Origin of the sequence: Qipengyuania proteolytica, assembly GCF_019711565.1 — a bacterium.
GTDB classification, from domain to species: domain Bacteria; phylum Pseudomonadota; class Alphaproteobacteria; order Sphingomonadales; family Sphingomonadaceae; genus Qipengyuania; species Qipengyuania proteolytica.
On the sequence record NZ_JAIGNN010000001.1, the window covers coordinates 1,415,548 to 1,442,227 of the forward strand.

Consider the following 26,680-nt stretch of genomic DNA (forward strand, 5'->3'; position numbering starts at 1 on the left):
TTTCAAACCGTCGCCCGCTCTCGGCAAGCACCCGGGCGCAGGCGAGACACGGGGTCTCGCACCTGCCCAACCAGGGAGAACTTGCATGAACCTTCCCAGCATCGACATCGCCAGCCTGCCCGGCCTCGAGCAGTCAACCGGGCTCTTCGGCAGCCTCGTGGCCAGCTCGCGACCGGGCATCGACGACACGCTGATCGTGATCATGGTCTACGTCTACGACGTCGGCCATTCGCTAGTCTGAGGCGCGTATCCGTGAAGATAGGCCAGGAAATGAAGTCGCTGTGCGAGGATGCGCTCGCACAGCGCCGCGCGCAAGTTGCAGTCGAAAAGGCGCGTGACGAGTGGCTCTTGGACCGCCGTGTCATACGATTGATGCGCGATCTCGAAGCCTATGGAGCCGGCGCAGAGTGGGACGATTGCCCTGCCTTGCGTGCATTGATGACTTCGGCTGGGACGACGAACATGCTGATCGCTCGACTGGTCGAAGGGCTGTGCGCGGTGCTCCGCGAAAATCCTCTCGCGCATGTCCCCTTCCGTCACCAGCGGTCCGGCGGCACATCGATACTCCAGATTGCGACGCCGGGACGCGCGGCGCTGGTGCTTCTGGCCTATGACGGTACCGGACCCGATTGTGCGATCGACCGGGTCACGTTCTCCGATGTCGAACGGCGCGAGCTCGTGCTGGCAGGAAGCGCGGAGCTCGTTCTGTCCACGCTGCAAACAGAATGGGCGGACCGCGCAGACATCGCCAGCGCGTCGCGGCGGATCGCGAAGGGAGAGAGCCTGCTGCTTCTCCCAAATGAAGCGCGCAGCGCAAGTCAGGTACATGGTCGCATGGTCATGCTGCGGGTCGCCCGGACACCCGCAGATCCGGCACCTTCGCGGGTCTTCGACATCCACACCGGCCGCCTGCTGCATCGCGCGAGCGGCAATCGCGCGGAGAGCCACGGTGAGATGGCGTTGGCATTGCTCGGGCGGATGGGCCGGCGGGATGCAGTTCCGCTGTTCGCCGAACTCGCCAGTGAGGGAAGCGCGCATTTCCGTTGGCAGGCGCTTCGCGAATGTCTCGCGCTCGACAGTGGTGCGGGGTTCACAGAACTCGCGCGGATAGCTGCCGATCCCGGCGATCCACTCCAGAGCCCCGCTGCTTCGCTGCGCGCGCAACTGCTCGAAGCCCACCCGCAACTTGCCCGACTGGAGTCTTTCCCATGCCCCGCGTGATCGAGAACCGCGCTAATCGCGCTACCACGCTCGACGAAGTGATAGACAGTCTCGGGGACGGGTTCGACCCGCGTGACGAAAAGAGTGCGGACGAGGCGGCACAGCTGCTTGGCCGCCTCGGTCGCAATCCCGACTTCCTTGGCGACCTGCTGATCGAACGCCTACGCGAGCGCCACCGGCAGGATTACGATGCATTGGGTTACGGGCCACAAGCGATAGTGCTTTCGCCACTCCGCGGCACAAGCTTCCTTCGCGCGAACATTTGGCCCTCGGAAAGCGAAGCCTGCTTCGCCGCGAGCGGAGCGAAAAGCTTCGTCTACGGCATCCCCCACGACCACAATTTCGACTTTCTCTCCGTGGGCTATTTCGGACCGGGGTACCGGAGCGACTATTACGAGTACGATTATGAGGCGGTGGACGGGTATGTGGGCGAGACCGCGCAGTTGCGTTTCATCGAACGCAGTGCGCTGCATGAAGGCCGCTTGATGCACTACCGTGCGCATTGCGACATTCACTCTCAGCTTCCGCCCGAGGCCATGTCCGTGTCGCTCAACATCATGCACATAGCGGCAGGGCAGGGGTGGTTCGATCAATATGGCTTCGACCTCGATAGCTGCGCGGTGACGGGTGTGCTCAATCCGACCTCGACCGAAGTCTTCCTGCGCTGCGCGGTCGGCATGGGGGGTGTTGCTGCGCTCGAGCTGGCGGAGGATTTCGGCCTGCACCATCCGAGCGACCGGCTTCGGCTGGCGAGTTACGAGGCTCGAGCAGGATTGGCGAACACACCGGACGAATCCGACGCGCTGTGGCGCGAGGCCGAATTGTCAGGGAGCAACTTGCTGGCAAGGGAAGCCATGGCCCGCCGGAGGGCAATCGCGGCCTAGAACCCGCCACCTGCCAGCGTGTCGATCGCGCCCTGAAGGATCACGGCGGCGGCGTGGCTGTCGATTCTTTCGGCCCGCTTGGCGCGGCTCATGTCCTGCGCGATCATCGCACCTTCGGCGCTGGCGGTTGACCAACGCTCGTCCCATAGCAGCACGGGAAGCCCAAGAGCCGCGGCGACGTTGCGGGCATAGGCCCGGCTTGCCTGCGCCCGCGGGCCCTCGCTGCCGTCCATATTGCGTGGCAGCCCGATGACGACGCCCTTGATCGAACGCTCTCCAACGATCGCCCGCAAGGCCTCGCTATCCTTGCCGAACTTTCCGCGAACCAGCGTCTTTCCGGCGGTCGCGAAGCGCCAGCCCGCGTCGCAGGTGGCAATGCCGACGGTCTTGGTGCCGACGTCGAGCGCCAACAGGGCACCGCCGTCGGGCAGCTCGTCGCCGAACGTCAGCGCGTTGTCGGTTACGAGCGGTTTGTCGTCCACGCCCCGACCCGCTCGACTACATCTTCCTGCAGGTTCTTCCAGAACAGCGGAATATCGTAGACGTGGAAATTGCCGCCCGGCAGTACGCCTTCACCGAGCTTGGGAGGCTCTCCGATGTAGAGCAGCCCGTTCGCCCCGCAACGCGCCGGAACGGCTCCTGCCACGAGCTCGCCCGAGGACAGGCTTTCGTCCGGTACGAGCGTGCCCAGGTTTGCGGATGCCGGGGCCGTTCCACCCGTCATGCCAGTGATCGGATTGACGCAAAGGACCGGATCGTCGGCCCCGCGCGGCTGGCCATCGAGACCCGGCATCCTGCTGTACCGTGTGAGCAGCTGCCCCGGATCGCCTTCGTCGGCGAAACTGAGATAACTCACGATACAGGCCGCCTGTCCAGGCGCGGCGCAGGCGGGCAGGGGAAGCGCGGGCAGGTCGTGCGCAATCGAGATCGGCCAGCCCGGTGCGTACACAGCGGCGATACGCTGTTCGACAGGCGTACCGGCGATCACGTCGCGCAAAAGGCGCAGGACATGGGCCGATCCCTGGCTGTGCCCGGCAAGCACGATCGGCTTGTTCGGGTCCACGCTTTCGAGAAAATAGGCGAAGGCCTGCGCGACGTCGGCATAAGCGGCGTCAATCGCTTTCGTCGCATCTTCCTGATCGGTGAGGAACGCGCCGACCGCCGCCTGACGGTATCTGGGAGCCCAGATCTCGTCCGCGCGATTGAACGGGCTGGCAAGCCCGCGCAGGAAGACGCGGGCAAGCCGGTCGGTCGCGGCATCGTCGAGGGGCGCATTCCAGTCGCCCAGGGCGCCTTTCGTGTAGCTGGTCGGAGGGACGAAGAAGACGACGAAATCGGGCTCGTTTGTCGGATCGGCAGCCTCTCCGCTCCGCGAGCCGGTCGTCTGCAAGGGATCGGCCGCGTCGAGACTGCGCTCTGCCGCCGGCGTATCGGGCGAGGGTGCCTGCGCGGCGGGATCGGGGGCGGTCTCTGCGATAGCCGGCTGGTAGCGTGCGGGGTCGTCCGCCCCGATGCCCGGCCGCGAATACCACATCGCCGGGTCCTGGTAGGCGTTGGCGGCAAGCGGCTCCTGCTCCACGAACTCGCCGCGCGGCACGAAGGCAATCTCGGTCGCTTCACGCGACCAGATCGACAGCGCGATGCCGCCGACGATGACCAGCACGATCACCGCCGAAACGAAATAGAGAAACTTACGCGCCATCGGATGCAACGTCCCTTTGCCGTTCGATTTCCGCTTGTTCCGCCCGGCGTTCGAGCGCGACCTTGATCATTGCGAGCAGCGGATCGGCGAGGAACAGGCCGAGGATGCCAAACAGCAGTCCCATGATCAGCTGCGATGCAAGCACCAGTGCAGGGGCCAGATCGACGGTCTTCTTGGCTATCATCGGGATGACGACATAACCGTCGAAATTCTGTACGAAGAGATACACGAAGATCGTGTACAGGCCCATGTCGACCCCGCCGGAAAAACCGACTAGGACCATCAATCCCCCGGACACGATTGCCCCGAGATTGGGAACGAAAGCGAGGAGGCCTGTAAGGATGGCGAGCAAGGCCGCCATCGGGACGGCGCCGATGCCGACAAGCGGTGCGACCACCGCCAGCATCAGGTAGGTGAACAGCGCTTCCACCACCATCCCGAGCAAGCGCCCCGCCATCAAGCGCCGCATCGTCTGGCTCATGCGGTCGACGGTGATGTAGAAATCGTGGCGCTTGTGGCGCGGCAGCATCCACGCAACGCCACGTTCGTAAAGCTTGGGGTCGACTGCAACATACACGCCGATGACGAGGATCAGGACAACAGTAGCCAACCCGCCGAGAATTCCGCCCAGCGCCCGTGTCACGGTTCCGATCCCGCTTCCGATATTGCCGGCGAAATTCTGGAGCTGGCCAATGTCGACATTGAAGCCTTGCGCGCGAGCCCATGCGGCGAGTTGCGTGAGTTGGCCTTCGATCAAGGCGGGAAATTGCGCGGCTTCCTCCGAAATGGTCGAGCCGGCGAAATATCCAAGCCATGCAAAGAATGCGACCGACAGCAGCAGGACGATGCCGACCCGCCAACCGCGACCGATCGGCAGTACGCGACCGAGCAGGCGAGCGCCGCCATCGATCATGGCGGCAAACACCATTGCGCCGAAAATCACGAGCAGCGGCTTGGCGATCAGGACGGCTAGAGCAACCGCCCCTACGACGCCGACCCAGACCAGGGCGCGGCCGACCTCGTGACGGATGCGCGGATCGCTGATGCGCGAGGGGCTGGTGCCCAGGTCCGGTTCTTCGCTCTCGGGCATCGCTTCCCCCTTGTCTGCGAGACCCTTAGCGCTTGGCAGGCGTGTTTCGTTCCACGAGCGCAGGCCGCAACGTGGTCCACGACCGGCCTTCACGCAGCGATGTCCACCAGCTGATCGGATTGAGCGAGGTCGTCCCGTCGAGCGAGAAGGTTATGAACTCCGCCCGCCCGCCGATGTTCGCCAGGGGGACCGGGCCGAGGAGCCCCTGCGGGCTGTAAAGCTCGCGACTGTCGGCGGAATGGTCGCGGTTGTCGCCCATGACGAAGACTGCATCGTCCGGCACGGTGATTTCGCTGAAATCGTCGAGCTGGCTGCGTTCGTGATCGATGACGAGATAGGTCGCACCGTTGGGCAGCGTCTCGCGCAGCACCGGCACCCGGCATACTTTCTCGCCGGCATCACTGGTCGCCTTAAAATTGTCGGAATCGAAGCCGTCGCACTTCGAGTTTGCATCGAGTGGGAGGTCGAGGGCAGGTTCGACGCGCTGCTCGATCGGGACGCCGTTGAGGATGATCTGGCCGCCGCGCACGGCGATCCGGTCACCGGGCAGGGCGACGACGCGCTTGATGTAATCCTCGTCCCGCTGCGGATGCACCGGGATGACGATGTCCCCGTATTCCGGCGTACTGCCGAACAGGCGCCAGTCCCCGCGCGGAGCGAGATGGAAGCTGATCGACGACCAGTTCCAGCCGTAGGGATACTTGCTCACGACCAGCCGGTCACCGACCAGCAGGTTCGGCATCATCGATTCCGACGGAATGTAGAACGGCTTGGCGATGAAACTGTGAAAGCCGAATACGGCCAGCAACATCAGGGCGAGGCCGCGGATTTCCGCGATCCAGTTGACCGGTTCGTCGTCGGATTTCGTGGTGCTGTCGGTGATGTGGTTCACTGCCGGGGTGCCGGTACTCATGCGGGAATGGCCTCGATAATCACATAGGCCTGTGCCCATGGATGATCGTCCGTGAGGGTGAGATGAATGCGCGCCTCATGGCCGTGTGGGACCATTTCCGCAAGCCGGATTGCAGCGCCGCCGGTAAGGGCGAGCGTCGGGGCGCCCGAGGGAGCGTTGACGACACCGATGTCGCTCATGAAGACGCCGCGCCTGAAGCCCGTGCCGACCGCCTTCGAGAACGCCTCTTTCGCGGCAAAACGCTTGGCATAGGTGCCCGCGATCGTAAACGGTCGCCGCCGCGCCTTGGCGCGCTCGATCTCCGTGAACACGCGGTTCTCGAACCGCTCCCCGAACCGGTCGAGGGAGTTCTGGATTCGCTCGATATTGCAGAGGTCGGATCCGAGACCGATGATCATGCGCGTGCCTCGTCCATCAACTCACGCATCCGGCGAACGGCGACCTCGAGGCCGACGAACACGGCCTCGCCTACAAGGTAATGGCCGATATTGAGTTCGGCGAGTTCGGAAATGGCGGCGATCGGCCTAACATTTTCGTAGGTGAGGCCATGGCCCGCATGCGGTTCGATGCCGAGGCTGCGGGCGGCCGCGGACATGATCGCAATCCGCTCGAGTTCGCGGCCCTCGCGCTCCGTGTCGCCATCGAGTCCGGCGTGGGCGTATTCGCCAGTGTGGAATTCGACCACCGGAGCTCCGAGCCGATGGGCCGCCTCGAGCTGGCGCTCGCTCGCCTCAATGAAGAGGCTCACGCGAATGCCGTCATCCCGCAGTCGGCCGACGATCGGCACCAGCGTATTGTGTAGTCCAGCGGCATCGAGTCCGCCTTCCGTCGTGCGCTCCTCGCGCTTTTCCGGCACGATGCAGGCGGCGTGCGGCTTGTGGGCGAGCGCGATGGCGAGCATCTCTTCGGTCGCCGCCATTTCAAGGTTGAGCGGCAGGTCTGTCGCGCTCTGGATGCGCTTCAGGTCGGCATCACGTATGTGCCGCCGGTCTTCGCGCAAGTGGGCGGTGATGCCATCGCCGCCGACCGCCGCCACGATTTCAGCGGCGCGTACCGGATCGGGATGATCGCCCCCACGCGCATTCCGTATTGTCGCGACGTGGTCGATATTGACCCCGAGGCGCAGGCGCTCGCTCAAGCCGCACGGCTCCCCGGCTTTGTCACCGGTATGGCAGCGAGTTCATCGGGTACCTGATCTTCGGCATAGGAGGGGAAGTTGATGTCGATCAAGGGGAAGAAGGGCACGCCCAGATCGGCCTCGCCGTTCGAGCGGTCGACGAGCGAGCATTCGGCAATAACCTCGCCGCCTTCGCGCGCCACGGCTTCGATCGCTTCGCGGCTGGAGAGGCCCGTCGTGACGACGTCTTCGACCATCAATACCTTCGCGCCCGGTTCCAGGCGGAACCCGCGGCGCAGGTGGAAAACGCCATCGGGCCGCTCGAGGAACATCGCGTCCTTGCCCAGTGCCCGGCCCATTTCATGGCCGATGATGAGGCCGCCCATGGCGGGGCTGACCACCACGTCGATCTGGCTGCGGATCTCGCGCGGGATCTTCTGGACGAGGGCGCGGGCGAGATTGCCGGCTCGCTCCGCATTCATGAGGACGCGCGCGCACTGCAGGTAATAGCCGCTGTGGCGACCGGAACTCAGCTTGAAGTGGCCTTCCAGCAGGGCCTCGCTCGCGCGGAATTCGGAAAGGATTTCTTCGTCTGTCATAGCACCGAGGCTCAAAGCCTTTTGAGCTCGATTGCGCAAGAGGCAAACGCTTGTGCAGATTTTTGTCGGCTGGACGCTTGAGGCGCAGGCCATCCCTGCCTATAGGGCAGCCCAAATCGCGCCCTGCAAACGGGGTTTCCTGCTGCGCGCGCCGATTCCCAAAGGTCTCCGGACCGAGCAGACAACGAGACACGAAAGAGCGTCCTGACGATGAAATTTCCTGGCTTCTTCAAGGGCTTCCACCGGATTGCAGTCGGCGTCGCAATGGCTGGCATGGTGGCTGCCGGTCCGCAGGCCGCCTTCGCGCAGGACGATGCTGCGACGACCGAGGCTGTCGAAGCGTCCGCCGACACAGGCGAAGTCGCTCCCAATGCCGGCGCTGCCGACACCGCTGAAGTCGCGACCGCTACGGGCTCGGCCTACACGCCAATGGCACCGACCGAAGGCAAGGGCATGCCCATCGCCAAGGCGTGGGACGTTCAGGACCAGTTCTCGCCGACCGGCGAATACGCCAACGGCCTGCACGTCGGCTTGATCTGGGTCATGGTCGCCATCAGCCTCTTCGTGCTGGCTCTCATGGTCTATGTGGTGGTCCGGTTCCGCAAGGGGGCGAACCCGGTGCCGTCCAAGACGAGCCACAACACTCTGATCGAAGTTGTGTGGACCGTGGTCCCGGCACTGATCCTGCTCGGCATTGCGATCCCGTCGATCACGCTGATCGCGAAGCAGTACGAGACCCCGCCGAAGGATGCGATCACGGTCAAGGCAATCGGTTACCAGTGGTACTGGGGCTATGCCTATCCGGACAATGGCGACTTCGAAATCGTCTCGAACATGCTGACCAAGGAAGAGGCCGAGGCACGCGGCGAGCCGTATCAGCTGGCAGTCGACAACCGCATGGTTCTGCCGGTCGGCGTGCCGATCCGTCTGCAGACCACCGCGGCCGACGTCATCCACTCTTTCGCCATGCCCAGCCTCTGGTTCAAGCTGGACGCGGTGCCGGGTCGCCTGAACGAGAAAATGCTGACCATCAACGAGCCGGGCGTGTATTACGGCCAGTGTTCGGAACTGTGCGGTGCGCGCCATGGCTATATGCCGATCACGATCGAGGCGCTGCCGCTCGACCAGTTCAATGCATGGGTGGTTGCACAGGGCGGTACCGTGAAGGGTGCCGAAGAAGCGCCCCAGGCACCCCTGGAGTCGGCAGAAGAAACCGATGCGCCGGCCGATGCTGTCGGTGCCGACGCCGCCACCACCGACGCCTAAGAATTACGACTAGCTCGAGAGTATAGCACGATGGCCACTACCGCCGACCACTTCGAGGCACACCACGAAGATCACGCGCACCACGATGCCGACCACAAGCCCGGCTTCTTTGCGCGCTGGTTCATGTCTACCAACCACAAGGACATCGGTACGCTCTATCTGATCTTCGCGATCATCGCCGGCATCGTCGGTGGCGCGATTTCGGGTATCATGCGCATGGAGCTGGCCGAACCGGGTATCCAGTACCTGCAGTGGTGGGCGGAGTTCATGGGTGGCCCCGATGCCACCTTCGACAATGCGCTGCACATGTGGAACGTGTTCATCACCGCGCACGGCCTGATCATGGTCTTCTTCATGGTCATGCCCGCGATGATCGGCGGCTTCGGCAACTGGTTCGTGCCGCTCATGATCGGCGCGCCGGACATGGCGTTCCCGCGCATGAACAACATCAGCTTCTGGCTGACGGTGGCCGGCTTCGTCAGCCTGATGTTCTCCCTCTTCGTGCCGGGCGGCACGGGCATGGGCGCAGGCGTTGGCTGGACGGTCTACGCACCGCTGTCGACCACCGGCTCGACCGGTCCTGCGGTTGATTTCGCGATCTTCTCGCTGCACCTCGCGGGCGCCGGCTCGATTCTGGGTGCCACCAACTTCATCACCACCATCTTCAACATGCGTGCGCCGGGCATGACCCTGCACAAGATGCCGCTGTTCGTGTGGTCGGTGCTGGTTACCGCCTTCCTCCTGCTGCTGGCCCTGCCGGTTCTCGCGGCTGCGATCACCATGCTGATCACCGACCGCAACTTCGGCACGACCTTCTTCGACCCCGCCGGCGGTGGTGACCCGATCCTCTACCAGCACCTGTTCTGGTTCTTCGGTCACCCTGAAGTGTACATCATGATCCTGCCGGGCTTCGGCATGATCTCGCAGATCGTCGCGACCTTCAGCCGCAAGCCCGTCTTCGGTTATCTCGGCATGGCCTACGCCATGGTTGCGATCGGCGTCGTCGGCTTCGTCGTGTGGGCGCACCACATGTATACGGTCGGCCTCGACGTGAACACGAAGATGTACTTCACCGCAGCAACCATGGTCATCGCGGTGCCGACCGGTGTGAAGATCTTCAGCTGGATCGCCACGATGTGGGGCGGTTCGATCGAGTTCAAGAGCCCGATGGTCTGGGCACTTGGCTTCATCTTTCTCTTCACCGTCGGCGGCGTGACCGGCGTCTACCTCGCCAATGGTGGTGTCGACGACGTGGTGCACGACACCTACTTCGTGGTGGCGCACTTCCACTACGTGCTGTCGATGGGCGCGGTCTTCTCGCTCTTCGCCGGTTTCTATTACTGGTTCCCGAAGATGAGCGGCCGGATGCACTCCGAACTGCTCGCGCACCTGCACTTCTGGGGCTTTTTCATCGGCGTGAACGTGATCTTCTTCCCGCAGCACTTCCTGGGCTGGCAGGGCATGCCGCGCCGTTATCCGGACTATGCGGAAGCCTACAACTACTGGAACGAGATCAGTTCGATGGGTTACACGATCATGGCGCTGTCGATGATCCTGTTCTTCGTCAACATCGTCTATGCCTTCGTCGCTGGCCGTAAGGCGGAAGACAACTACTGGGGCGAAGGCGCGACGACGCTGGAGTGGACGCTGTCGAGCCCGCCGCCGTTCCACCAGTTCAGCGAACTGCCGGTGATCGAGGACCACCACGACCACCACGATCACATGAGCGATCCGAAGCCCGCGACCGCCTGAGGCCGCGGCACACCGAAACTGCAGCGGCCGGTCCTTCGGGGCCGGCCGTTTGCATATCCGGACCAGGGAGATGTCCATGCCCGAAATGCGCACGATCGACGTCGGTGAGCTCTCGCTGCGCTGTGCAGTGGAAGGCCCGGAGCCCGGCAGCGCGCCGCTGGCCATCATGGTCCATGGCTTTCCGGAAAGCTGGTATAGCTGGCGCCGCCAGATCGGCCCGATCGCCGAAGCAGGCTTCACCGCCTGCGCGATCGACGTGCGCGGCTACGGCGGCTCGGACAAACCACACCCGGTCGATGCCTATACAATGGAGCGGATCGTCGGCGATCTGGTTGGCTTGCGAAAGGCCCTGTCGCCTGACGAGCCGGCGATCCTTATCGGCCACGACTGGGGTGCGCCGATCGTCTGGAACAGCGCGCTGACCCATCCAGAGCATTTCCGTGCTGTCGCGGGCATGTCCGTGCCCTTCGCGGGAGTACCGAGCCGCCCGTTCACCGAGGTATTCCACGAGCACTTCACCAGCCAGGGCAAGTTCTTCTACCAGGAATATTTCCAGGCCGAAGGCGTGGCCGAGGCCGAGGCCGAGAAGGACCCGCGCGACTGGGTTCAGCGTATGATGTATTCGATCAGCGGGGATGTCCCGCCCGGAGACTACTGGGCCAAGCCCTATGGTGCGACCTTCCTCGAAGGCCTGCCCGACCCGCAGCCGGTGCCATGGCTGACCGAAGCGGACATGGATTTCTACGAGGGCGAGTTCCGCAATTCTGGCTTCCGCGGCCCGCTGAACCGCTATCGCAACCACCAACGCGACTTCGATTGGCTCCAGGGTTGGCAGGGCGGGCGGATCGAGCAGCCGGCACTGTTCATCGGCGGCACCCGCGATCCGGCCACGTACCTGTTCGGCGCGGTGACGGATCCCGTCGCACTGATGAGGATGTTTGCGCCAAAGGTCGAAGGCCATATTCTCGAAGGTGTCGGCCACTGGACCCAGCAGGAGCGCCCCGATGCGGTAAACCGCATTCTCATCGACTGGCTAAACCGGCTCTGACATTCTATATGGCCCCCGATTCCATGACCCAGGCAACCCCAGTCCAGCTTCCCGCGGAATGGCGCGATTTCTTCGCGCTAACCAAGCCGCGCGTGATGACGCTGGTGATCTTCACCGGCCTGTGCGGCCTGCTTGCTGCCCCCGGCAGCATCAACCCGATCCTCGGCTTCACCGCGATCCTGTGCATCGCGATGGGCGCGGGCGGTTCTGCGGTGCTGAACCAGTGGTGGGAAGCCCAGCTCGACGCCGGCATGAAGCGCACCGCCCAGCGGCCGATTCCTGCGGGCCGGATGAACCGCACCGACGCGCGCGATTTCGGTATCCTGCTCTCGGTCGCCTCGGTGCTGATGATGGGCGTCGCGATCCATTGGCTCGCGGCGATCATCCTCTTCGTTGCGATTATCTATTACGCGGTGATCTACACCATGTGGCTCAAACCCCGCACGCCGCAGAACATCGTCATCGGTGGCGGCGCGGGGGCCTTCCCCCCGATGATCGGCTGGGTCGCGGTGACGGGAGAGATCACCCTGATGCCGGTGTTGCTGTTCACCATCATCTTCATGTGGACTCCGCCGCACTTCTGGGCGCTCGCGTTGTTCGTGAAGACAGATTACGCCAATGTCGGCATCCCGATGATGCCGGTGGTGAAAGGCGAGAAATCGACCCGCCTGCAGATGCTCGCCTATTGCATAGTCCTCGTCCCGATCGCCGCCGCACCGTGGTTCATCGGCGGGACCAGCTGGGTCTACGGTATTGCTGCGCTTGGCCTCTCGCTTGCCTTTTTCGCGCTCAGCATCCCGGTTGCTTTCCGGACGGTGACCGAAGGCGACAGGATGCTGCCCGAAAAGCGCATGTTTGGCTTCAGCGTGGGCTACCTCTTCGCATTGTTCGCCGCGCTGGTCGTCGACCGGCTGCTCGCGGCCCAAGGAGTGATCGCATGACCCCCGAAGAAGAAGCCGAATTCAGGCGTCGCCAGAAGAGCCGGAATCTCGTGCTCGGCGGCATCCTGCTGTTCATGGCCCTCCTGTTCTATTTCATCACCATCGCCCGCATGTGAGGACGCAATGACGGCTGCCACACTCGAAACCCGCAAGACCAAGACCGCCTTGCTCGCTTTCGCAGGGGCTCTTGCCATGCTCGGCCTCGGCTATGCCGCAGTGCCTCTCTACGAGCTGTTCTGCCAGGTGACCGGCTTTGGCGGAACGACCCAGCGCGCCAGCGAAAGCGATGCGGTCGCTGCCGAACGGCTCGGTGCCGCCAGCGGCAAGACGATCTCGATCCGCTTCGACGGTTCGACAGCGCGCGATGTCCCGTGGAGCTTCCGGCCCGAACAAGTGACCGATACCGTCACGATCGGCCAGCGCGACATGGCGATCTACCTCGCGAAGAACAACTCGGACCAGCCGATCACGGGGACCGCGACATTCAACGTCGAGCCCGAGCAGGCCGGTGCCTATTTCAACAAGATCCAGTGCTTCTGTTTTACCGAGCAGACGCTGCAGCCGGGGGAGGAAGTGCGCATGCCCGTGCTCTACTTCGTCGACCCGGCGGCGCTGGACGATCCCAACATGGACGGTGTCGAACAGATCACCCTGTCCTATACTTTCCACCGCGCGATAGATTCTGCGGAGTAGGGCCTAGACCCGCGCGCGATGGCGCACTAAGGGCCTCACGCAAAGCGACATACAGGACGCGAGAACAATGGCTGGCAACGTCAATCACGAATATCACATCCTCGAACCCGATATCTGGCCCTTCATCGGTTCGGTCTCGGCGCTCACTTTCACGAGCGGCATGGTTCTCTTCATGCACGAGATGGCCAGTGCCCATCTGGTGCTGGGTCTCGGTATTGCCGGCCTTATCGCCACCTTCTTCGCCTGGTTCTCGAACATCGTGAAGGAAGCGGAGCGCGGCGATCACACCCCGGTCGTGCAGCTGCACATGCGCTACGGCATGATCCTGTTCATCGCTTCGGAAGTGATGTTCTTCGTCGGCTGGTTCTGGAGCTGGTTCGACTTCGCGCTCTTCCCCTCGGAAATCTCCGACGTGATCGGAGGCGTTTTCCCGCCGGCGGCGATCGAGGCGGTGATCAATCCGTTCTCGCTGCCGCTGCTTAACACGCTGATCCTCCTCTGCTCCGGCACCACCGTGACCTGGGCCCACCACTCGCTGATCCACGGCGACCGCGAAGGGCTGAAGAAGGGTCTGTGGCTGACAATCCTTCTCGGCGCGGTCTTCACGGCCATCCAGGCATACGAATATGCGCACGCGCCGTTCGGCTTCGGTGGCAACACCTACAGCTCGGCCTTCTACATGGCGACCGGCTTCCACGGCTTCCACGTGCTCGTCGGCACGATCTTCCTGATCGTCTGCCTCGTGCGCACCTACAAGGGCCACTTCACCCCGCGCCAGCACTTCGGCTTCGAAGCGGCAGCGTGGTACTGGCACTTCGTCGACGTGGTGTGGCTGTTCCTCTTCGTCGTCGTCTACGTCTGGGGCGGCTGGGGCGCTGCCGTCCACTGATGTCTTCGGACAGTTCTGACACTCAGGAGGGGCAGCCCGGTCTCGGCCAGGCTGCCCTTCGTGGTTTGTGCCCACGCTGCGGCGCAAACACCCTGTTCGGCGGAATGCTGGCCTTCGCCGACAAGTGCCGGGCGTGCGGCCTCGATTTCTGGCGCTTCAACGTCGGGGATGGCCCTGCCGCGCTGGTGACGCTGGCGGTCGGGACGATCACGGTCGGACTGGCGATCTGGCTGCAACTGTCCGTCGAGCCGCCACTTTGGGTCCATGCGCTGCTGTGGGTGCCGCTGACCTTCGCGCTGGTGATCGGCGGGCTGCGGGTCGCCAAGGCGTGGCTTCTGGCGAGCGAATATCGCAACAATGCCCGCGAGGCGGGCAGCAAGGACCTCTAGATGCGTATACCCGTGATCCCGACGATCATCGTCGCCGGCGCCGTGCTGACGATGATCGCGCTCGGCTTCTGGCAGCTTGACCGCAAGGGCGAGAAAGAGGCGATTATCGCGCGCTACGAGGCCGCGCAGGCGATGAGCAGCGAGGTAGTCTACCCGGCCGACGAGGCCGAACTGGAGGCGTCCCTCTATCGCCGCACTTCCGTGACCTGTGGGACGGTTACCGATGTCACGACGGTGGCTGGTGTCAGTGCGCAAGGGGCAAAGGGCGTAGCCGAACGTGCCACCTGTCTGATGCCCGATGGAAAGCAGATCCTGGTCGACATCGGCTTCGCGCGGGATCCGCAGCCGGTCGCATGGAGCGGCGGCGAGGTGCGCGGTGTGATCGCGCCGGGTGGGCGTGTCGTTTCGAGTGAAGGGCTGGCAGGGCTGGAACCCCTGGCCGCCCCCGACCCGCAGAACCTGCCCAACAACCACCTCGCCTACGCCGGCCAGTGGTTCTTCTTCGCGCTTACCGCGCTGGTCATATACGTGCTCGCGCTGAGGCGGCGCGGGCAGGGCGGCTAGGGCGGGCTAAAGCGCCCCTTGCTTGCCCGCGACCCCATGCGCCGCTAACCGCCATTCGCGATGAAATACGTCTCCACCCGCGGCAGCGCGCCGGCGCTCGATTTCGCCGGCGTCACGCTGGCCGGCCTCGCTTCTGACGGCGGGCTCTATGTGCCCGAGGCCTGGCCTCAGTTCACGATCGACGAGATCGTCGCCATGCGCGGGCTGCCCTATGCCGAGCTTGCCGCGCGCGTGATGCAGCCCTTCGTGGGGGAAAGCCTCGCGCCGAAGCGGCTGCGCGAACTGACCGAACAGGCCTATGGGCGCTTCGCGCACACCGCGGTCACTCCGCTGGTGCAATTGGATGAACAGCACTGGCTGCTCGAACTGTTCCACGGCCCCACGCTGGCGTTCAAGGATGTCGCCCTCCAATTGCTCGGCCTGCTGTTCGAGGAGTTTCTTGCGCGCGAGGACAGCCGGCTGACGATCGTCGGGGCGACCAGCGGGGATACCGGCAGCGCCGCGATCGATGCCGTCGCGGGTCGCGACAATGTCGAAATCTTCATGCTCCACCCCAAAGGCCGGGTGAGCGATGTCCAGCGCCGCCAGATGACGACGGTCCGCGCACCCAACGTCCACAACATCGCTATCGAAGGTTCGTTCGACGATGCGCAGGCGATGGTGAAGCGCATCTTCGCCGACGAGGGCGTGACTGCGAGCCACCGGATCGGCGCGGTCAATTCGATCAACTGGGCGCGGCTGATGGCGCAGGTGGTCTATTATTTCGCCGCCGCGCTCCAGCTGGGCGGGCCGGAGCGCAAGCTGGCCTTCAGCGTCCCGACCGGCAATTTCGGCGACGTTTTCGCCGGCCATGTCGCGGCGCGCATGGGCCTGCCGATCGAGCGGCTGATCGTCGCGACCAACGTCAACGACATCCTCCACCGCGCGCTGAGCAATGGCGATTATTCGACCGGTACCGTCACGCCGACCGCCGCCCCGAGCATGGACATCCAGGTCAGCTCCAATTTCGAGCGGCTGCTGTTCGACGTCGGTGGCCGCGACGGCGTGGCGCTGGCCGAACAGATGCGCGGGTTCGAGGCCGCCAAGGCCATGCAACTGACCAATGCCCAGCGCGAGGGCGCGGCGGCACTCTTCACCAGCGCGCGGGCGGACGAGGAAGAGACCTCCCGCTCGATGCGCTGGGCCTATGAGAATTGCGGCGAGATCATCGATCCGCACACCGCCATCGGTCTACATGCCGCGCGCGCTGCGGATGTGTCAGCGGACACGCCGGTTGTGACCCTCGCTACAGCCCATCCGGCCAAGTTCCGCGACTCGGTCGAGCGCGCGACCGGCATCCGCCCGCCGCTGCCGAACCGCGTCGGCGACCTTTTCGCGCGCGAGGAGGCCTTTGTGGAGTTGCCGGGTACCTACGAGGCGGTGCGCGACCATATCCTCGCGAACGCCTCCTGATGGCGGAGCTGCGGCGCGATCCGGTGCTGATGGTGGGCGAGGGCTGGGACGCCTATCGCCTGCTCGACAGCGGCAACGGGCGCAAGTTCGAGGCATACGGGCCCTACCGCTTCATCCGCCCCGAACCGCAGGCGATGTGGACGCCGCGTCTCGATCACTGGGATGCGCATGGGGAGTTCGTTCCCGGCAGCGACGAGGACGGCGGCGGTCGCTGGCAATTCTCGCAGCAGGTGCCACAGGACGGCTGGGAGCTGGGTTGGGGCGAGGAGGCACGCTTCACCGCGCAATGCACGCCCTTCCGGCACCTCGGTTTCTTCCCCGACATGGCGCCCGTGTGGACCTGGATGGGCGAGCAGCTCGAGGGCCGCACCGATGCCGAGACCATGAACCTGTTCGGCTATACCGGCGTCGGTTCGCAGGCGCTCAGCAGATACGGCCGCGTCACCCATGTCGATGCGAGCAAGAAGTCCGTCGCCCAGGCGCGCGCGAACGCCGCGCTCGCCGGGCTCGATGACCGCCCGATCCGCTGGCTGGTTGAGGATGCGGTAAAATACACCGCCCGCGAGGTCCGGCGCGAGCGGCGCTACGACGGCATCATCCTCGATCCGCCCAAGTTTGGACGCGGCCCCGATGGCGAGGTCTGGCGGCTCGAAGAGGGCCTTCCTGGCCTCGTTTCCGATTGCCGCCGGCTGCTCGACGCCGACAGCAGCTTCCTCTTCCTCACGGTCTATGCCGTGCGCATGAGCAGCCTCGCGCTCGCAGGCCTGCTCGACGAGATCTTCGCCGACCTGCCCGGCAGGGTCGAACACGGCGATCTCGCGGTGGCGGAAGACACTTCGGGCCGCCTCCTGCCAACCGCGATCTTCGCGCGCTGGTCCAATCCGCGCTAGGGGCAGGCCATGACCGATTCGCTGATCCTCGAGGTGGCCGATTTCGAGCACGACGTGCTCACCGGCATCTATTCCGAAGAGACGGGCAAGCCGCAGCCGCTGCGCTTCACGATCAAGGTGCGGATGAAGCCGCTCCATCGCTACGAGCCGGAAACCTCGCTCGAAGATTCGAAGAACTACATGGACCTGAAGTTCGCCGCCTCTGAAACATTGCCCGAAGGTGTCCACTTCAAGCTGATCGAAGCGGTCGCCGACCACGTTTGCGAGACGCTGTTCCTGCAGGACCGGCGCGTCGAGGCGGTAACGGTCAAGATCGTCAAGCTCGCCATTGCCGAGGCCGGCGAGAAGATCGGCATCACGCTCCACCGCGAGCGGCGCGAATGAAGCGCATTGCGGTCGAGGGCCTGCCGGAAGAGCCGCTCGCGGCGGCGGGGGTCTTCCACCAGCACTGGCTCGGCCATGTCGAGGACGTACTTGGGCGCGGCGACGATGTGATGCTCGTCCTGCCCGCAGCCGATCATACGCATCGCGAATGGCGGCTCGCCATCGTGACGGGCCTCGCGCGTAAGCACACTCCGCTGCGGGTGAACCTCGTTTCGGGCGAGGGGCCGGCGGTCGATGCGACCGAGGCCTATCTCGCGGAGGCGCCGGGCATCACAGGCCAGTATCTGGAGACCTGAGCCATGGCGGTTAGGGTTGTTTATCTCGGAAAGTTGCAGGATGTTGCCGGGCGTCCTGAAAGTGAGTTTTCTTCGAGTTCTGGCGATCTGGACTGGCCTGATCTCGTCGAAGTCCTGCGCAATCATGTGAACGAGGACGTTGCGGACGCCGTATGTGATCCGCGCAACAAGATTGCTGTCAATGGGCAGATACAATCGGATCGTGAAAGCCTCGTCTTCAAACATGGCGACGAGGTGGCGCTGCTGCCGCCGGTCAGCGGTGGCTAGGCTCGCGATCGCTGAGCCGCTCGACGTGCGGCTGCTCGACAAGGGCTTTTCGGTGGGCGAGGCGCTCGCCGGTTTCAATGCGGCACATGGCGCAGCGGGCGGCGTGGTTTCGTTTCTCGGCAAGGTCCGGCCCGATGGCGATGTGAAGGCCCTCGAACTCACCCATTATGAGCCGTTGACACTGCCGGGCATGCAGGAGCTCGCCGAGGCGGCGTTCGCTCGGTTCGGCCTCGACGGCGCGCTGGTGTGGCACCGGGTAGGCGTCATGACGCCGGGCGAGAGCATCGTGCTGGTCGCAACGGCCGCGCGCCATCGCCGCGACGCCTTCGCCGCGGTGGACTTCCTGATGGACCACCTCAAGAGCGCGAGCTGGCTGTGGAAGCGCGAGCGGCGCGACGACGGCTGGCACTGGATCGAGCCGCGCGAGGACGACCGCAAGGATCTCGCGCGCTGGCAATAAATTGAGCGGTTTGATCCAGATCAAGGATCGCCCGTGCGAGTCGCGACAGGATGCTCCCATCACAAGGAGCTGCAACCATGTCGAAGAATCTCCCCCGCGACCTCATTGCCGACCAGGCCATCATCCACGCCACTCCGGTTCGCCGCACGGTCGTCGACCGCACCTTCGAACTGCCCAAGGGTCTCTATGTCGCGACCGTCGGGCTCTATCTCGGCTTCCTCGCGGTGATGGCTACCGGCCTCGCGACGCCCGGCCTGATCATCCCGATGGCGATCTTCACGATCTTCATCGTCGGCGGCTTCGGCCTGCCGCTTGTCTGGACGCGCCTCGCGCCCGAAAGCGGGCAGCGCACCATGCGCTGGGCCGAGCTCAAGCAGCGCGGCATTGCGACCTATACCGGGCGCGTGACGGCGCGGGATGCCGCCGTGCAGGTCCTGATCCTACCCGTGCTGATCTTCTGCTGGGGCGTGACGACCGTCACGATCGTGGGGAGCGTGACGGGCTGATCGCCGACTCCCGAGAAGACCACACGACGCGCGGGGCCGGGCAGCCGGTCCCGCGCTTTATCATGTGTTCAGCGCACGCGACCGCGCAGAAGCTCGAGGACCGCATCTTCCTCGCGCACCAGCGCGATTACCTGGCCGCGGGCCGAATCGATGGCGGTCGCATCCTCGGCCTGGACCGTGGCGGAGGCGTGCAGGATGTCGAGATCGCCGAGCGCGATCGCCGCGATGCTGCGTGCCGAATCGAGATCGGCGAGCGCAACCTGTGCGGCGGCCCAGCTGTCGCTGCCCACTTCCGCGCCCGCTGCTGCCGCGACGCGGGTTTCGGCCGCGGGCACGGCAGAGGTGAAATCGCGATGGGCCTCGCTGGCCTGGGCGACGAGGGCAGCAAGGCGTTCGTCAAGCGGGCCGGCGAGGCCGGTCGCGACCTCGGGCACGTCCAGCTGCTGGGTCGGCACCGGCTCGAAGGTGCCTTCGACCCGTTCGATGTCGCGGATCGCCAGGGAGGGATAGCGATCGGCCGCTGCGGTGCTGCACGCAGCGCAGGCGAACAGGGCGGATGCGGCGAGGAATGGCTTGCAGTCGAACATCGCGCCCTCCATATCACGCGCAGCACGTCGCGCCAGCGAACATGCAAAATTCCACGTGCGGGCCGTTGACTTGGGGCGACCTTTCGCCTAACGGCACGCTTCTTTCCGGGGCTGCCGACAGGTGGCCTGACGGGTGCGCCGTATATTCGCAAGGATGCGGCAAAGCTAATTGATTGAGAGATAACCACCATGTTCGCAGTAGTGCGCACGGGCGGCAAGCAATACCGGGTTGCCGCCGGAGACAAGATCGCCGTTGAGAAGCTGGCTGGCGAAGCCGGCGACACCATCACGCTGGGCGACGTCCTGCTCGCCGGTGATGGCGACAAGCTTGCCGATGCCGCCAAGACGGTCGTTTCGGCCGAGATCATCGCGCAGGCGAAGAGCGAGAAGGTGATCGTCTTCAAGAAGCGCCGCCGCCACAACTATCGCCGCAAGAACGGCCACCGCCAGCAGATGACCCTGCTGCGCATCGTGGCTGTGGGCGATTCGAAGGCCGAGAAGAAGGCTGCTCCGAAGAAGGAAGCCGCTCCGAAGGCCGACGAAGCCGAGAAGAAGGCTCCGGCCAAGAAGGCTGCGCCCAAGAAGGAAGCTGCCGAGAAGGCCGCTCCCGCCAAGAAGGCTGCGCCCAAGAAGGCCGCTGCCAAGAAGACCGAAGCCAAGAAGTAAGGAGCGCGAACCATGGCACATAAAAAAGCAGGCGGTTCGTCGCGTAACGGTCGTGATTCGGCCGGTCGTCGCCTCGGCGTGAAGAAGTTCGGCAGCCAGGTAGTGGTCGCCGGCAACATTATCGTGCGCCAGCGCGGGACCAAGTTCTACCCGGGTGCCAATGTCGGCATGGGCAAAGACCACACCCTTTTCGCGCTCACCGACGGTGTCGTGCGATTCCACAAGGGCAAACTCGACCGCAAGTTCGTCTCGGTCGACATGATGGCCGAAGCCGCGGAATAACCGGACGCTCCGATAACGGGATCGTCCAGACAGGACGGTCCCAGCCGGTATAACCACCGGCAGCCAAAGAGGGAGATGGGACTTTCCTGTTAAGTCAGGGGGCCCGTCTCCCTCTTGTCGTTTCTCCCTCTTCACAATTCGCGGCGAAATTTCCTTTCGCCATCACGCAATTGTCACGCGTCCGGCCTAGGAGCCCGGAGCGTGGTGCCTAGGGGAGAAGACCGATGTTCCATGTTACCGAAAGGCTGCTGCTGCGGCCTGCCTGGCCCGAAGATGCAGACGCGCTGTTCGGCGGGATCGCCGACAAGGGCGTCGTCCGCAATCTTGCGCGCGCGCCGTGGCCGTATCTCCCCGAACATGCCCGCCAGTTCGTCATGCGCGAAGCCAATCCGCGGGTTCCGAACTTTCTCATGACCCTACCCGGACAGAATGGCTCGCAGATTATCGGATCCGTGGGACTGGGCGAGACCGAAACAGGTGTCGAGCTCGGCTATTGGATCGCGCGTCCCTATTGGGGGCAGGGCTTCGCCACCGAAGCGGCGCGCGGCGTGATCGAGGTCGCCAAGCTGCTCGGCTACGAGCGGCTCGAAGCGGGTCACTTTGCCGACAACCCCGCGTCCGGCCGCGTGCTGCGCAAGCTGGGCTTCCGGCCCACCGGCAAGGTCGCGCCGCGCTTCAGCTGCGGGCGCGGCGAGGAGGTGGATTGCGTGCTCTTCACCCTCGATCTTGCGGAAGACGATGTCGCCGCCCCACAAGCGGCGTGACACAAACGAAAGGCCCCGCAATCGCTTGCGGGGCCTTTCTCATATCCCTAGGCCGGGCTCACTCGGCGGGCATCAGCGCCGCTTCGAACTCGCCTTCGTACTTGCCGATCAGGTGGCGATCGTCGTGATCCCACGGGTGGAAACCCGGCTTGAAATAGGCAAGCCACGCCGGGAAAATTCGGCGGACGACACCAGGCTTCACGGTCAGGTACTTGAACAGGCCCCACTTCGCCTTCCAGCCGGTGATGCCGTCCTGCGCCAGCAGTTCCAGCGTGTCGTGCCAGCGATTCTTGAAGAAGTTGAAGCTGACGATCAGCATCATCAGGCTGCGCAGCTTCCAGCGGCGGAACGGCGTCCAGTCGCGGGTCGCGTGGTTCCAGGTGTCAAAGGCGACACCCTTGTGCTCGATCTCCTCGACCGAGTGCCATTCCCACATCTTGCGGACTTCGGGATCGGCATCCTTGAAGTGCTGCGGATTGGCGAGGAATTCCTGCGCCATCATCGCGGTGTAGTGCTCCAGCGCCATGGTCGCGGCGAGGTTGACGATGACCGGACGGTCCTTCGTCAGCGCGAGCATTTCGGCAACGCGCGCGTCGATGGCCTTGATGTCGTAGCCATGGTCTTCGGCAAGGCGGTTGAAGGCGATGTGTTCGCGCGTGTGGTTGATTTCCTGCTTCACGAAGGCGCGGATTTCGGCCTCGAGCTTCGGATCCGCGCCTTCGCGATGCGCCTTGACGGCTTCGATGAAGAAGGCCTCGCCGCGCGGGAAGGTGGCGGAGAGCGCATTGTGCCAAGCGGTGCCGAAGGGCTCGCCGGCCCACCAGCGGCGGGGCGTGGTGCCGCGATTGAAGCGCTCGTCACGCACGGTGAGGGTGAGGCCCTCCGGTGTGGGCGCAGCTTTGCGGGTATCGGTATCGATCGTGACGGGGGCGTTCATGGAATGCTCCGTTGGTTAACTGACATCAGTGTAAGTAGTGCTTACTTACATTACTGTCAATAATATTCCGTTACGACTTTCTCCCTGCCCCGGGATAGGTTAACGCCCCCTCATGGCGACCCGAAAAAGACTCTCACCCGAGGAATCCCGCCTCGCCGCGCTGGAGGCGGCGAGGGGATTGCTGATCGAGGCCGGCCCGCAGGCCGTCACGCTCAAGGCCGTCGCCGCGCGGATCGGGCGCACCCACGCCAATTTGCTACATCATTTCGGCTCGGCAGCCGGTTTGCAGAAAGCACTGGCGGGCCATCTTGCGGGCACGGTCTGCGATACGATCATCGACGCCGTCAGGGCGACCAGGGCAGGGCTCGGCTCCCCGCGCGAGGTGGTCGACCTCGCTTTCGACGCCTTCGACAAGGAAGGGGCGGGGGCGCTGGCCAGCTGGATGATCCTGACCGGAAACGAAGATGCGCTGACTCCGATCGTCGAAACGATCCATGACCTGGTCGACACGATCGCCCCGGAAGAAGCCGCGCATGGGGCAGATCCGCTGCAGGTTCACGAAGAAACGCTCGCGCTCGTCCTCATGGCGATGGGCGATGCGTTGATCGGCAGCGCGCTGTCGCGCTCGCTCGGCCTGCCGGAAACCGCCGCCCGCGACCGGGCGGAGCGGATGCTCGTCAATTCGATCGCCGCTCTTCATCAGCCTGAGTGAGGCTGGGCTTCAGCCAATCGGGTGCAGCCGATGGTTCGATTGCGTCTACCCGCAAGTGGTCGACGGCTAGCCCGAGGTCCTCATAGGCGATCTTGCGGCGCTTCTCGTCCGAGCGATCGAGCGGGACCACCATCAGCCGCCGATTGACCTTGCTCCGCCAATTCATGCGCGCAGTGTTTTCCTGCCCGACGTAGCAGCCCTTGGCGAAGCTCACCCCGTGCAGCTCGACGGCATTGGTCTCGAGCCACAGGATATCGCCCAACTCCGGGCGACCCTCCGGCACGCCCAGCGAGAGCCGGTGCCGCCGCCATGCATCGTCCGCCGGTCTATCCTCGTCACCGGCGGGAGCGAGCCAGCGCTGCCCCAGCGCCCCGAGACGCGGATCGGCCGCACCGCCATCGCCCATCTCGGGCTGCCAGTGCACGCCGACCGCAGGGTCGACCGCAATCGCAATCTTGCGGCGCAGGCGGTAGAGCGAAAGGCGCCTGGCAAGATCCTCCGCCGCATCCGCCTCGCAATCGAGCAACAGCTCGGCCTCGGCGCCCGGCCAGACGATGAAGTCGAACAGCGTCTTGCCCTGCGGCGTAAGCAGCCCGGCGTAGACCGGCAGCAGGCCGGTGACGTCGTTCGTAACGAGGCCTTGCAGGAAACCGGCGACATCCTCGCCATCCTCCTGCGGCGAGAGGCGGATCACGGCGCGGTCGAACAGGCGGGTCGCAGTCATGGGTGACAGATAGGCCACCCGGCGGCATAGGCAACCGCATGGTCGAATCGCTTACCATCCGCCGCCCCGACGACTGGCACCTGCACTTCCGCGACGGAGCCACCATGCGCGCCGTCGTGCCGCAGACCGCGCGCCAGTTCGCCCGCGCCATCGTGATGCCGAACCTTTCGCCTCCGGTGACCACCAGCGCGCTCGCGGCGGCCTATCGGCAGCGGATCTTGGACGCGGTTCCTGAAGGGATGGCCTTTACGCCGTTGATGACCGCCTACCTGACCGACAACAGCGATGCGGAGGATCTGGCCGCGGGCTTCGCCGATGGCGTGCTGACCGCCGCCAAGCTTTATCCCGCCGGCGCGACGACCAATTCCGATCACGGCGTGACCGATATCGGCAGGATCGCGGGCGTGCTCGAGAAAATGGCCGAGATCGGCATGCCGCTATGCGTTCATGGCGAGGTGACCCATGCCGACATCGACATTTTCGACCGGGAGGCAGTGTTCATCGACCGCATTCTCGTGCCGCTGGTCGAGCGGTTGCCCGATCTGAAGGTGATCTTCGAGCATATTACCACGAGGCAGGCGGTCGAATTCGTCGACGGCTCGGGCGCGAATATCGGCGCGACGATCACGCCGCAGCATCTGCACATCAACCGCAACGCCATGCTTGTCGGCGGGATCCGCCCGCACATGTACTGCCTGCCGGTGGCGAAGCGCGAGGAGCACCGGCTCGCATTGCGCAAGGCGGCGACTGGCGAATCGACGAGATATTTTCTCGGCACCGACAGCGCGCCGCATCATCGTCATGCCAAGGAAAGCGATTGCGGCTGCGCGGGCATCTTCAACGCACCCTTCGCGCTGGAAAGCTACCTCGCGGTGTTCGAGGAGGAAGGCGCGATAGACAGGTTCGAGGCCTTCGCCTCGGAGAACGGCCCGCGCTTCTACGGCCTCCCACTGAACGAGGGGACCGTAACGCTCGAAAAGGTCTCCGTTAGCGTGCCCGCCACCGTCGATGGCGGGGAAGCGGAAATAGTGCCCTTCCACGCGAGCGAGACGCTCAGCTGGCGGCTGGCGTCCTAGACCGCGCGACGAGGTCCCACACGAAAATCCCTGCCGCCGCCCAGATACAGGCGAAGCACGCCAGTTCGGCCGGGTGGAGTTCCTTTTCGAACACGGTCAGGCCGAGGATGAACACGATGCTCGGCGCGAGGAACTGGATGAAGCCGAGCGTCGAATAGGGCAGTTTCCGCGCGGCAATCGCGAATAGCAGCAGCGGGAAGGCGGTGAGCGCACCGCCGAGCATGATCGTCAGGCTCAGGCCGGTGCTTTGCGCGAAAGCCGATCCGGCAGGGGTCTGCGCATAGTACCAAGCGGTCGCTGCGGCAGGCACCAGCAGGAGGATCGATTCGATCGTCAGGCCCGGCAGGGAGCCGACCGGCACCTGTTTGCGGATGAGGCCGTAAGTCCCGAAGCTCAGCGCCAGCGTCAGGCTGATCCACAGGGTCGTGAGCGCGCCGCCCAGCAGCAGCGAGACGCCCAGCGCGGCCAGGCCGACGGCGACCCATTGCCTCCGCGTCAGTTTCTCGCCCAGCAGCAACGTGCCGAGCAGCACATTGACCAACGGGTTGATGTAATAGCCGAGGCTCGCCGCATAGACCTCGCCGGTCTGGATCGCCCAGACATAGACCACCCAGTTCACCGCGATCAGCGTAGCGCTAAGCGCGAGCAGCGCCATGGCCTTGCGATCGGCCAACGCCGCGCGCAGTTCCGCGCCTTGCTTGCGGAAGGCCACGATCAGCAGGCACAGGGGTAGGGTCCAGATGATCCGCCAGCCGACGAATTCGAACGCGGGCACGCTCTTCACCAGTATCAGGTAGAGCGGCAGGAAGCCCCAGATGAAATAGGCGCCGAAGGCTGCGCCCAGGCCTGTCCTGTCGGTCGTCGGGGCGGCGTCGCTCATCGTGAAGCCGCGCTAGGCCCGCTTTCCATGCCCGGCAACCCTCAATCCATCGGCGCAATCCATACGGCTCGTCGCAAAATCCGAATCTGACAGCGCCGTTGCATTCGGTTCAGATTCGCGGGCGTAAAGCTTAACGGCATCGAATGAGTCCCTCCCGAGACGAACAAGGAAAAGACAATGGCAAATCCGATCAAGAACGCAGCCATGGCCCTTGCAGCGACGGGCCTGACGCTCGCCATGCCGGCTTCGGCGGCGCCCGCCATGCACGCCGCTCCGGCCGCTCACGCCGTGGTGCATGCCGATGCCTATGGCGACACGAGCTACGAGCACGGCAAGAAGCACAAGCGCAAGCATTACAAGCGGTATCACCGCGGCGACTATTACGGCGAGCGCCGCTATGACGACCGCCGCTATCGCGACTACCGCGCGCCGCGCCCCTACTACATGGGTTATGACCGCAATTATGGCCAGCCGGTCTATCGCGACACGCGCGTCTGGCGCGGGCGTGACGGGCGCTATTACTGCCGGCGCGAGAACGGCACGACCGGCCTGCTCGTCGGTGCAGGTGTCGGCGCGCTGATCGGTCACGAGGTTGCCGGCCGCGGCGACCGCACGCTCGGCGCCATCCTCGGCGGTGCCGCCGGCGCGCTGCTCGGCCGCTCGATCGACCGCTCGAACACGCGCTGCGGCTAATCCGAACCTGACTTTCGTCCGTGCCCACCCGCGGAC

At 64.6% G+C, this 26,680-nt stretch carries 35 protein-coding genes; 24 read left to right on the forward strand and 11 right to left on the reverse strand.

Annotation, left to right across the window (positions count from 1 at the left end; all coding sequences use genetic code 11):
- The first annotated feature begins 85 nt into the window (after positions 1-85).
- The 3 genes from K3172_RS06890 to K3172_RS06900 are packed head-to-tail and all read left to right on the forward strand — an operon-like array spanning position 86 to position 2,105.
- Positions 86-241 carry a hypothetical protein gene (locus K3172_RS06890; protein ID WP_221588198.1) on the forward strand — a complete coding sequence of 52 codons (156 nt, stop codon included), beginning with the start codon at positions 86-88 and terminating at the stop codon, positions 239-241.
- 11 nt (positions 242-252) lie between these two features.
- Entirely contained in the window at positions 253-1,221 is a 969-nt protein-coding gene (locus K3172_RS06895; RefSeq protein WP_221588200.1) for a hypothetical protein, read from the forward strand.
- Entirely contained in the window at positions 1,209-2,105 is an 897-nt protein-coding gene (locus K3172_RS06900) for a transposase (RefSeq protein ID WP_221588202.1), read from the forward strand. Before K3172_RS06895 ends, K3172_RS06900 begins: the two co-directional genes overlap by 13 nt.
- Here K3172_RS06900 and ruvX read toward each other — a convergent pair.
- The 7 genes from ruvX to pyrE are packed head-to-tail and all read right to left on the reverse strand — an operon-like array spanning position 2,102 to position 7,526.
- Positions 2,102-2,587: a Holliday junction resolvase RuvX gene (gene ruvX / locus K3172_RS06905; protein ID WP_221588204.1), complete on the reverse strand. Its 486-nt coding sequence runs from the start codon at positions 2,585-2,587 to the stop codon at positions 2,102-2,104. The genes K3172_RS06900 and ruvX overlap by 4 nt on opposite strands.
- Positions 2,566-3,807 carry a DUF3089 domain-containing protein gene (locus tag K3172_RS06910; RefSeq protein ID WP_221588206.1) on the reverse strand — a complete coding sequence of 414 codons (1,242 nt, stop codon included), beginning with the start codon at positions 3,805-3,807 and terminating at the stop codon, positions 2,566-2,568. Before K3172_RS06910 ends, ruvX begins: the two co-directional genes overlap by 22 nt.
- A complete protein-coding gene (locus K3172_RS06915) occupies positions 3,797-4,897 on the reverse strand; it encodes an AI-2E family transporter (RefSeq protein WP_221588208.1) in 1,101 nt (366 codons plus the stop codon). Before K3172_RS06915 ends, K3172_RS06910 begins: the two co-directional genes overlap by 11 nt.
- 25 nt (positions 4,898-4,922) lie before the next feature.
- Complete coding sequence (lepB, locus tag K3172_RS06920) at positions 4,923-5,810, reverse strand: signal peptidase I (protein WP_221588210.1); 888 nt, start codon at positions 5,808-5,810, stop codon at positions 4,923-4,925.
- Entirely contained in the window at positions 5,807-6,208 is a 402-nt protein-coding gene (gene acpS / locus K3172_RS06925) for a holo-ACP synthase (RefSeq protein WP_221588212.1), read from the reverse strand. The genes lepB and acpS overlap by 4 nt, the downstream gene beginning before the upstream one ends.
- Positions 6,205-6,948 carry a pyridoxine 5'-phosphate synthase gene (locus K3172_RS06930; RefSeq protein ID WP_221588214.1) on the reverse strand — a complete coding sequence of 248 codons (744 nt, stop codon included), beginning with the start codon at positions 6,946-6,948 and terminating at the stop codon, positions 6,205-6,207. Before K3172_RS06930 ends, acpS begins: the two co-directional genes overlap by 4 nt.
- The gene (gene pyrE / locus K3172_RS06935) at positions 6,945-7,526 is read right to left on the reverse strand and encodes an orotate phosphoribosyltransferase (protein ID WP_221588216.1); all 582 of its coding nucleotides are present in this window, start codon (positions 7,524-7,526) and stop codon (positions 6,945-6,947) included. Before pyrE ends, K3172_RS06930 begins: the two co-directional genes overlap by 4 nt.
- 210 nt (positions 7,527-7,736) lie before the next feature.
- Here pyrE and coxB point away from each other — a divergent pair, with 210 nt between their 5' ends.
- The 15 genes from coxB (at position 7,737) to K3172_RS07010 (ending at position 19,323) form a co-directional block, all read left to right on the forward strand.
- Positions 7,737-8,792 carry a cytochrome c oxidase subunit II gene (gene coxB, locus K3172_RS06940; protein WP_247717951.1) on the forward strand — a complete coding sequence of 352 codons (1,056 nt, stop codon included), beginning with the start codon at positions 7,737-7,739 and terminating at the stop codon, positions 8,790-8,792.
- A 30-nt stretch (positions 8,793-8,822) separates the two neighbouring features.
- A complete protein-coding gene (gene ctaD / locus K3172_RS06945) occupies positions 8,823-10,544 on the forward strand; it encodes a cytochrome c oxidase subunit I (protein ID WP_221588218.1) in 1,722 nt (573 codons plus the stop codon).
- A gap of 76 nt (positions 10,545-10,620) precedes the next feature.
- On the forward strand, positions 10,621-11,592 hold the full coding sequence (locus tag K3172_RS06950; protein ID WP_247717952.1) for an alpha/beta fold hydrolase: 972 nt from the start codon (positions 10,621-10,623) through the stop codon (positions 11,590-11,592).
- A gap of 23 nt (positions 11,593-11,615) precedes the next feature.
- Positions 11,616-12,533, forward strand: coding sequence for a heme o synthase (locus K3172_RS06955; RefSeq protein ID WP_221588220.1), 918 nt, complete (start codon positions 11,616-11,618; stop codon positions 12,531-12,533).
- A 123-nt stretch (positions 12,534-12,656) separates the two neighbouring features.
- A complete protein-coding gene (locus K3172_RS06960; RefSeq protein ID WP_221588222.1) occupies positions 12,657-13,226 on the forward strand; it encodes a cytochrome c oxidase assembly protein in 570 nt (189 codons plus the stop codon).
- A 67-nt stretch (positions 13,227-13,293) separates the two neighbouring features.
- Positions 13,294-14,115, forward strand: coding sequence for a cytochrome c oxidase subunit 3 (locus K3172_RS06965; RefSeq protein ID WP_221588224.1), 822 nt, complete (start codon positions 13,294-13,296; stop codon positions 14,113-14,115).
- Positions 14,115-14,504 (forward strand): DUF983 domain-containing protein, encoded by a 390-nt coding sequence (locus K3172_RS06970; RefSeq protein ID WP_221588226.1) that lies wholly within the window; start codon positions 14,115-14,117, stop codon positions 14,502-14,504. The genes K3172_RS06965 and K3172_RS06970 overlap by 1 nt, the downstream gene beginning before the upstream one ends.
- A complete protein-coding gene (locus tag K3172_RS06975; protein WP_221588228.1) occupies positions 14,505-15,068 on the forward strand; it encodes an SURF1 family cytochrome oxidase biogenesis protein in 564 nt (187 codons plus the stop codon).
- 60 nt (positions 15,069-15,128) lie between these two features.
- The gene (gene thrC, locus K3172_RS06980; RefSeq protein WP_221588230.1) at positions 15,129-16,520 is read left to right on the forward strand and encodes a threonine synthase; all 1,392 of its coding nucleotides are present in this window, start codon (positions 15,129-15,131) and stop codon (positions 16,518-16,520) included.
- A complete protein-coding gene (locus K3172_RS06985) occupies positions 16,520-17,410 on the forward strand; it encodes an RsmD family RNA methyltransferase (RefSeq protein WP_221588232.1) in 891 nt (296 codons plus the stop codon). The genes thrC and K3172_RS06985 overlap by 1 nt, the downstream gene beginning before the upstream one ends.
- Before the next feature lie 9 nt (positions 17,411-17,419).
- Positions 17,420-17,794 (forward strand): dihydroneopterin aldolase, encoded by a 375-nt coding sequence (locus K3172_RS06990; RefSeq protein ID WP_221588234.1) that lies wholly within the window; start codon positions 17,420-17,422, stop codon positions 17,792-17,794.
- Positions 17,791-18,090 carry a Rossmann fold domain-containing protein gene (locus tag K3172_RS06995; protein WP_221588235.1) on the forward strand — a complete coding sequence of 100 codons (300 nt, stop codon included), beginning with the start codon at positions 17,791-17,793 and terminating at the stop codon, positions 18,088-18,090. The genes K3172_RS06990 and K3172_RS06995 overlap by 4 nt, the downstream gene beginning before the upstream one ends.
- A gap of 3 nt (positions 18,091-18,093) precedes the next feature.
- Positions 18,094-18,357, forward strand: a complete 264-nt coding sequence (locus tag K3172_RS07000; RefSeq protein WP_221588237.1) for a MoaD/ThiS family protein — start codon at positions 18,094-18,096, stop codon at positions 18,355-18,357.
- A complete protein-coding gene (locus tag K3172_RS07005; protein ID WP_345725614.1) occupies positions 18,350-18,817 on the forward strand; it encodes a molybdenum cofactor biosynthesis protein MoaE in 468 nt (155 codons plus the stop codon). The genes K3172_RS07000 and K3172_RS07005 overlap by 8 nt, the downstream gene beginning before the upstream one ends.
- A gap of 77 nt (positions 18,818-18,894) precedes the next feature.
- Entirely contained in the window at positions 18,895-19,323 is a 429-nt protein-coding gene (locus tag K3172_RS07010) for a hypothetical protein (RefSeq protein WP_221588240.1), read from the forward strand.
- Positions 19,324-19,391: 68 nt separating this feature from the next.
- On the opposite strand, the gene K3172_RS07015 is transcribed toward K3172_RS07010, so the two are convergent.
- Complete coding sequence (locus K3172_RS07015; RefSeq protein ID WP_221588242.1) at positions 19,392-19,910, reverse strand: hypothetical protein; 519 nt, start codon at positions 19,908-19,910, stop codon at positions 19,392-19,394.
- 189 nt (positions 19,911-20,099) lie between these two features.
- Here K3172_RS07015 and rplU point away from each other — a divergent pair, with 189 nt between their 5' ends.
- The 3 genes from rplU to K3172_RS07030 all read left to right on the forward strand — a co-directional run bounded on the left by rplU (position 20,100) and on the right by K3172_RS07030 (position 21,622).
- Positions 20,100-20,576: a 50S ribosomal protein L21 gene (gene rplU, locus K3172_RS07020; protein ID WP_221588243.1), complete on the forward strand. Its 477-nt coding sequence runs from the start codon at positions 20,100-20,102 to the stop codon at positions 20,574-20,576.
- Positions 20,577-20,588: 12 nt separating this feature from the next.
- A complete protein-coding gene (gene rpmA / locus K3172_RS07025; protein ID WP_221588245.1) occupies positions 20,589-20,858 on the forward strand; it encodes a 50S ribosomal protein L27 in 270 nt (89 codons plus the stop codon).
- A 224-nt stretch (positions 20,859-21,082) separates the two neighbouring features.
- Complete coding sequence (locus tag K3172_RS07030) at positions 21,083-21,622, forward strand: GNAT family N-acetyltransferase (RefSeq protein WP_221588247.1); 540 nt, start codon at positions 21,083-21,085, stop codon at positions 21,620-21,622.
- Between the two features lie 58 nt (positions 21,623-21,680).
- On the opposite strand, the gene K3172_RS07035 is transcribed toward K3172_RS07030, so the two are convergent.
- Entirely contained in the window at positions 21,681-22,559 is an 879-nt protein-coding gene (locus K3172_RS07035) for a metal-dependent hydrolase (protein ID WP_221588249.1), read from the reverse strand.
- 112 nt (positions 22,560-22,671) lie between these two features.
- Between K3172_RS07035 and K3172_RS07040 the strand changes: the two genes are divergently transcribed.
- The gene (locus K3172_RS07040) at positions 22,672-23,271 is read left to right on the forward strand and encodes a TetR/AcrR family transcriptional regulator (RefSeq protein WP_221588251.1); all 600 of its coding nucleotides are present in this window, start codon (positions 22,672-22,674) and stop codon (positions 23,269-23,271) included.
- Here the strand turns inward: K3172_RS07040 and ygfZ are convergent.
- Positions 23,237-23,995, reverse strand: coding sequence for a CAF17-like 4Fe-4S cluster assembly/insertion protein YgfZ (gene ygfZ, locus K3172_RS07045; RefSeq protein WP_221588253.1), 759 nt, complete (start codon positions 23,993-23,995; stop codon positions 23,237-23,239). The two genes, K3172_RS07040 and ygfZ, sit on opposite strands and share 35 nt — an antisense overlap.
- Before the next feature lie 38 nt (positions 23,996-24,033).
- Here ygfZ and pyrC point away from each other — a divergent pair, with 38 nt between their 5' ends.
- The gene (pyrC, locus tag K3172_RS07050; RefSeq protein ID WP_221588255.1) at positions 24,034-25,071 is read left to right on the forward strand and encodes a dihydroorotase; all 1,038 of its coding nucleotides are present in this window, start codon (positions 24,034-24,036) and stop codon (positions 25,069-25,071) included.
- Here the strand turns inward: pyrC and rarD are convergent.
- Positions 25,049-25,951, reverse strand: coding sequence for an EamA family transporter RarD (rarD, locus tag K3172_RS07055; protein WP_221588257.1), 903 nt, complete (start codon positions 25,949-25,951; stop codon positions 25,049-25,051). The two genes, pyrC and rarD, sit on opposite strands and share 23 nt — an antisense overlap.
- Positions 25,952-26,128: 177 nt before the next feature.
- Between rarD and K3172_RS07060 the strand changes: the two genes are divergently transcribed.
- Positions 26,129-26,644 carry a glycine zipper 2TM domain-containing protein gene (locus K3172_RS07060; RefSeq protein WP_221588259.1) on the forward strand — a complete coding sequence of 172 codons (516 nt, stop codon included), beginning with the start codon at positions 26,129-26,131 and terminating at the stop codon, positions 26,642-26,644.
- The last annotated feature ends 36 nt before the right edge of the window (positions 26,645-26,680 follow it).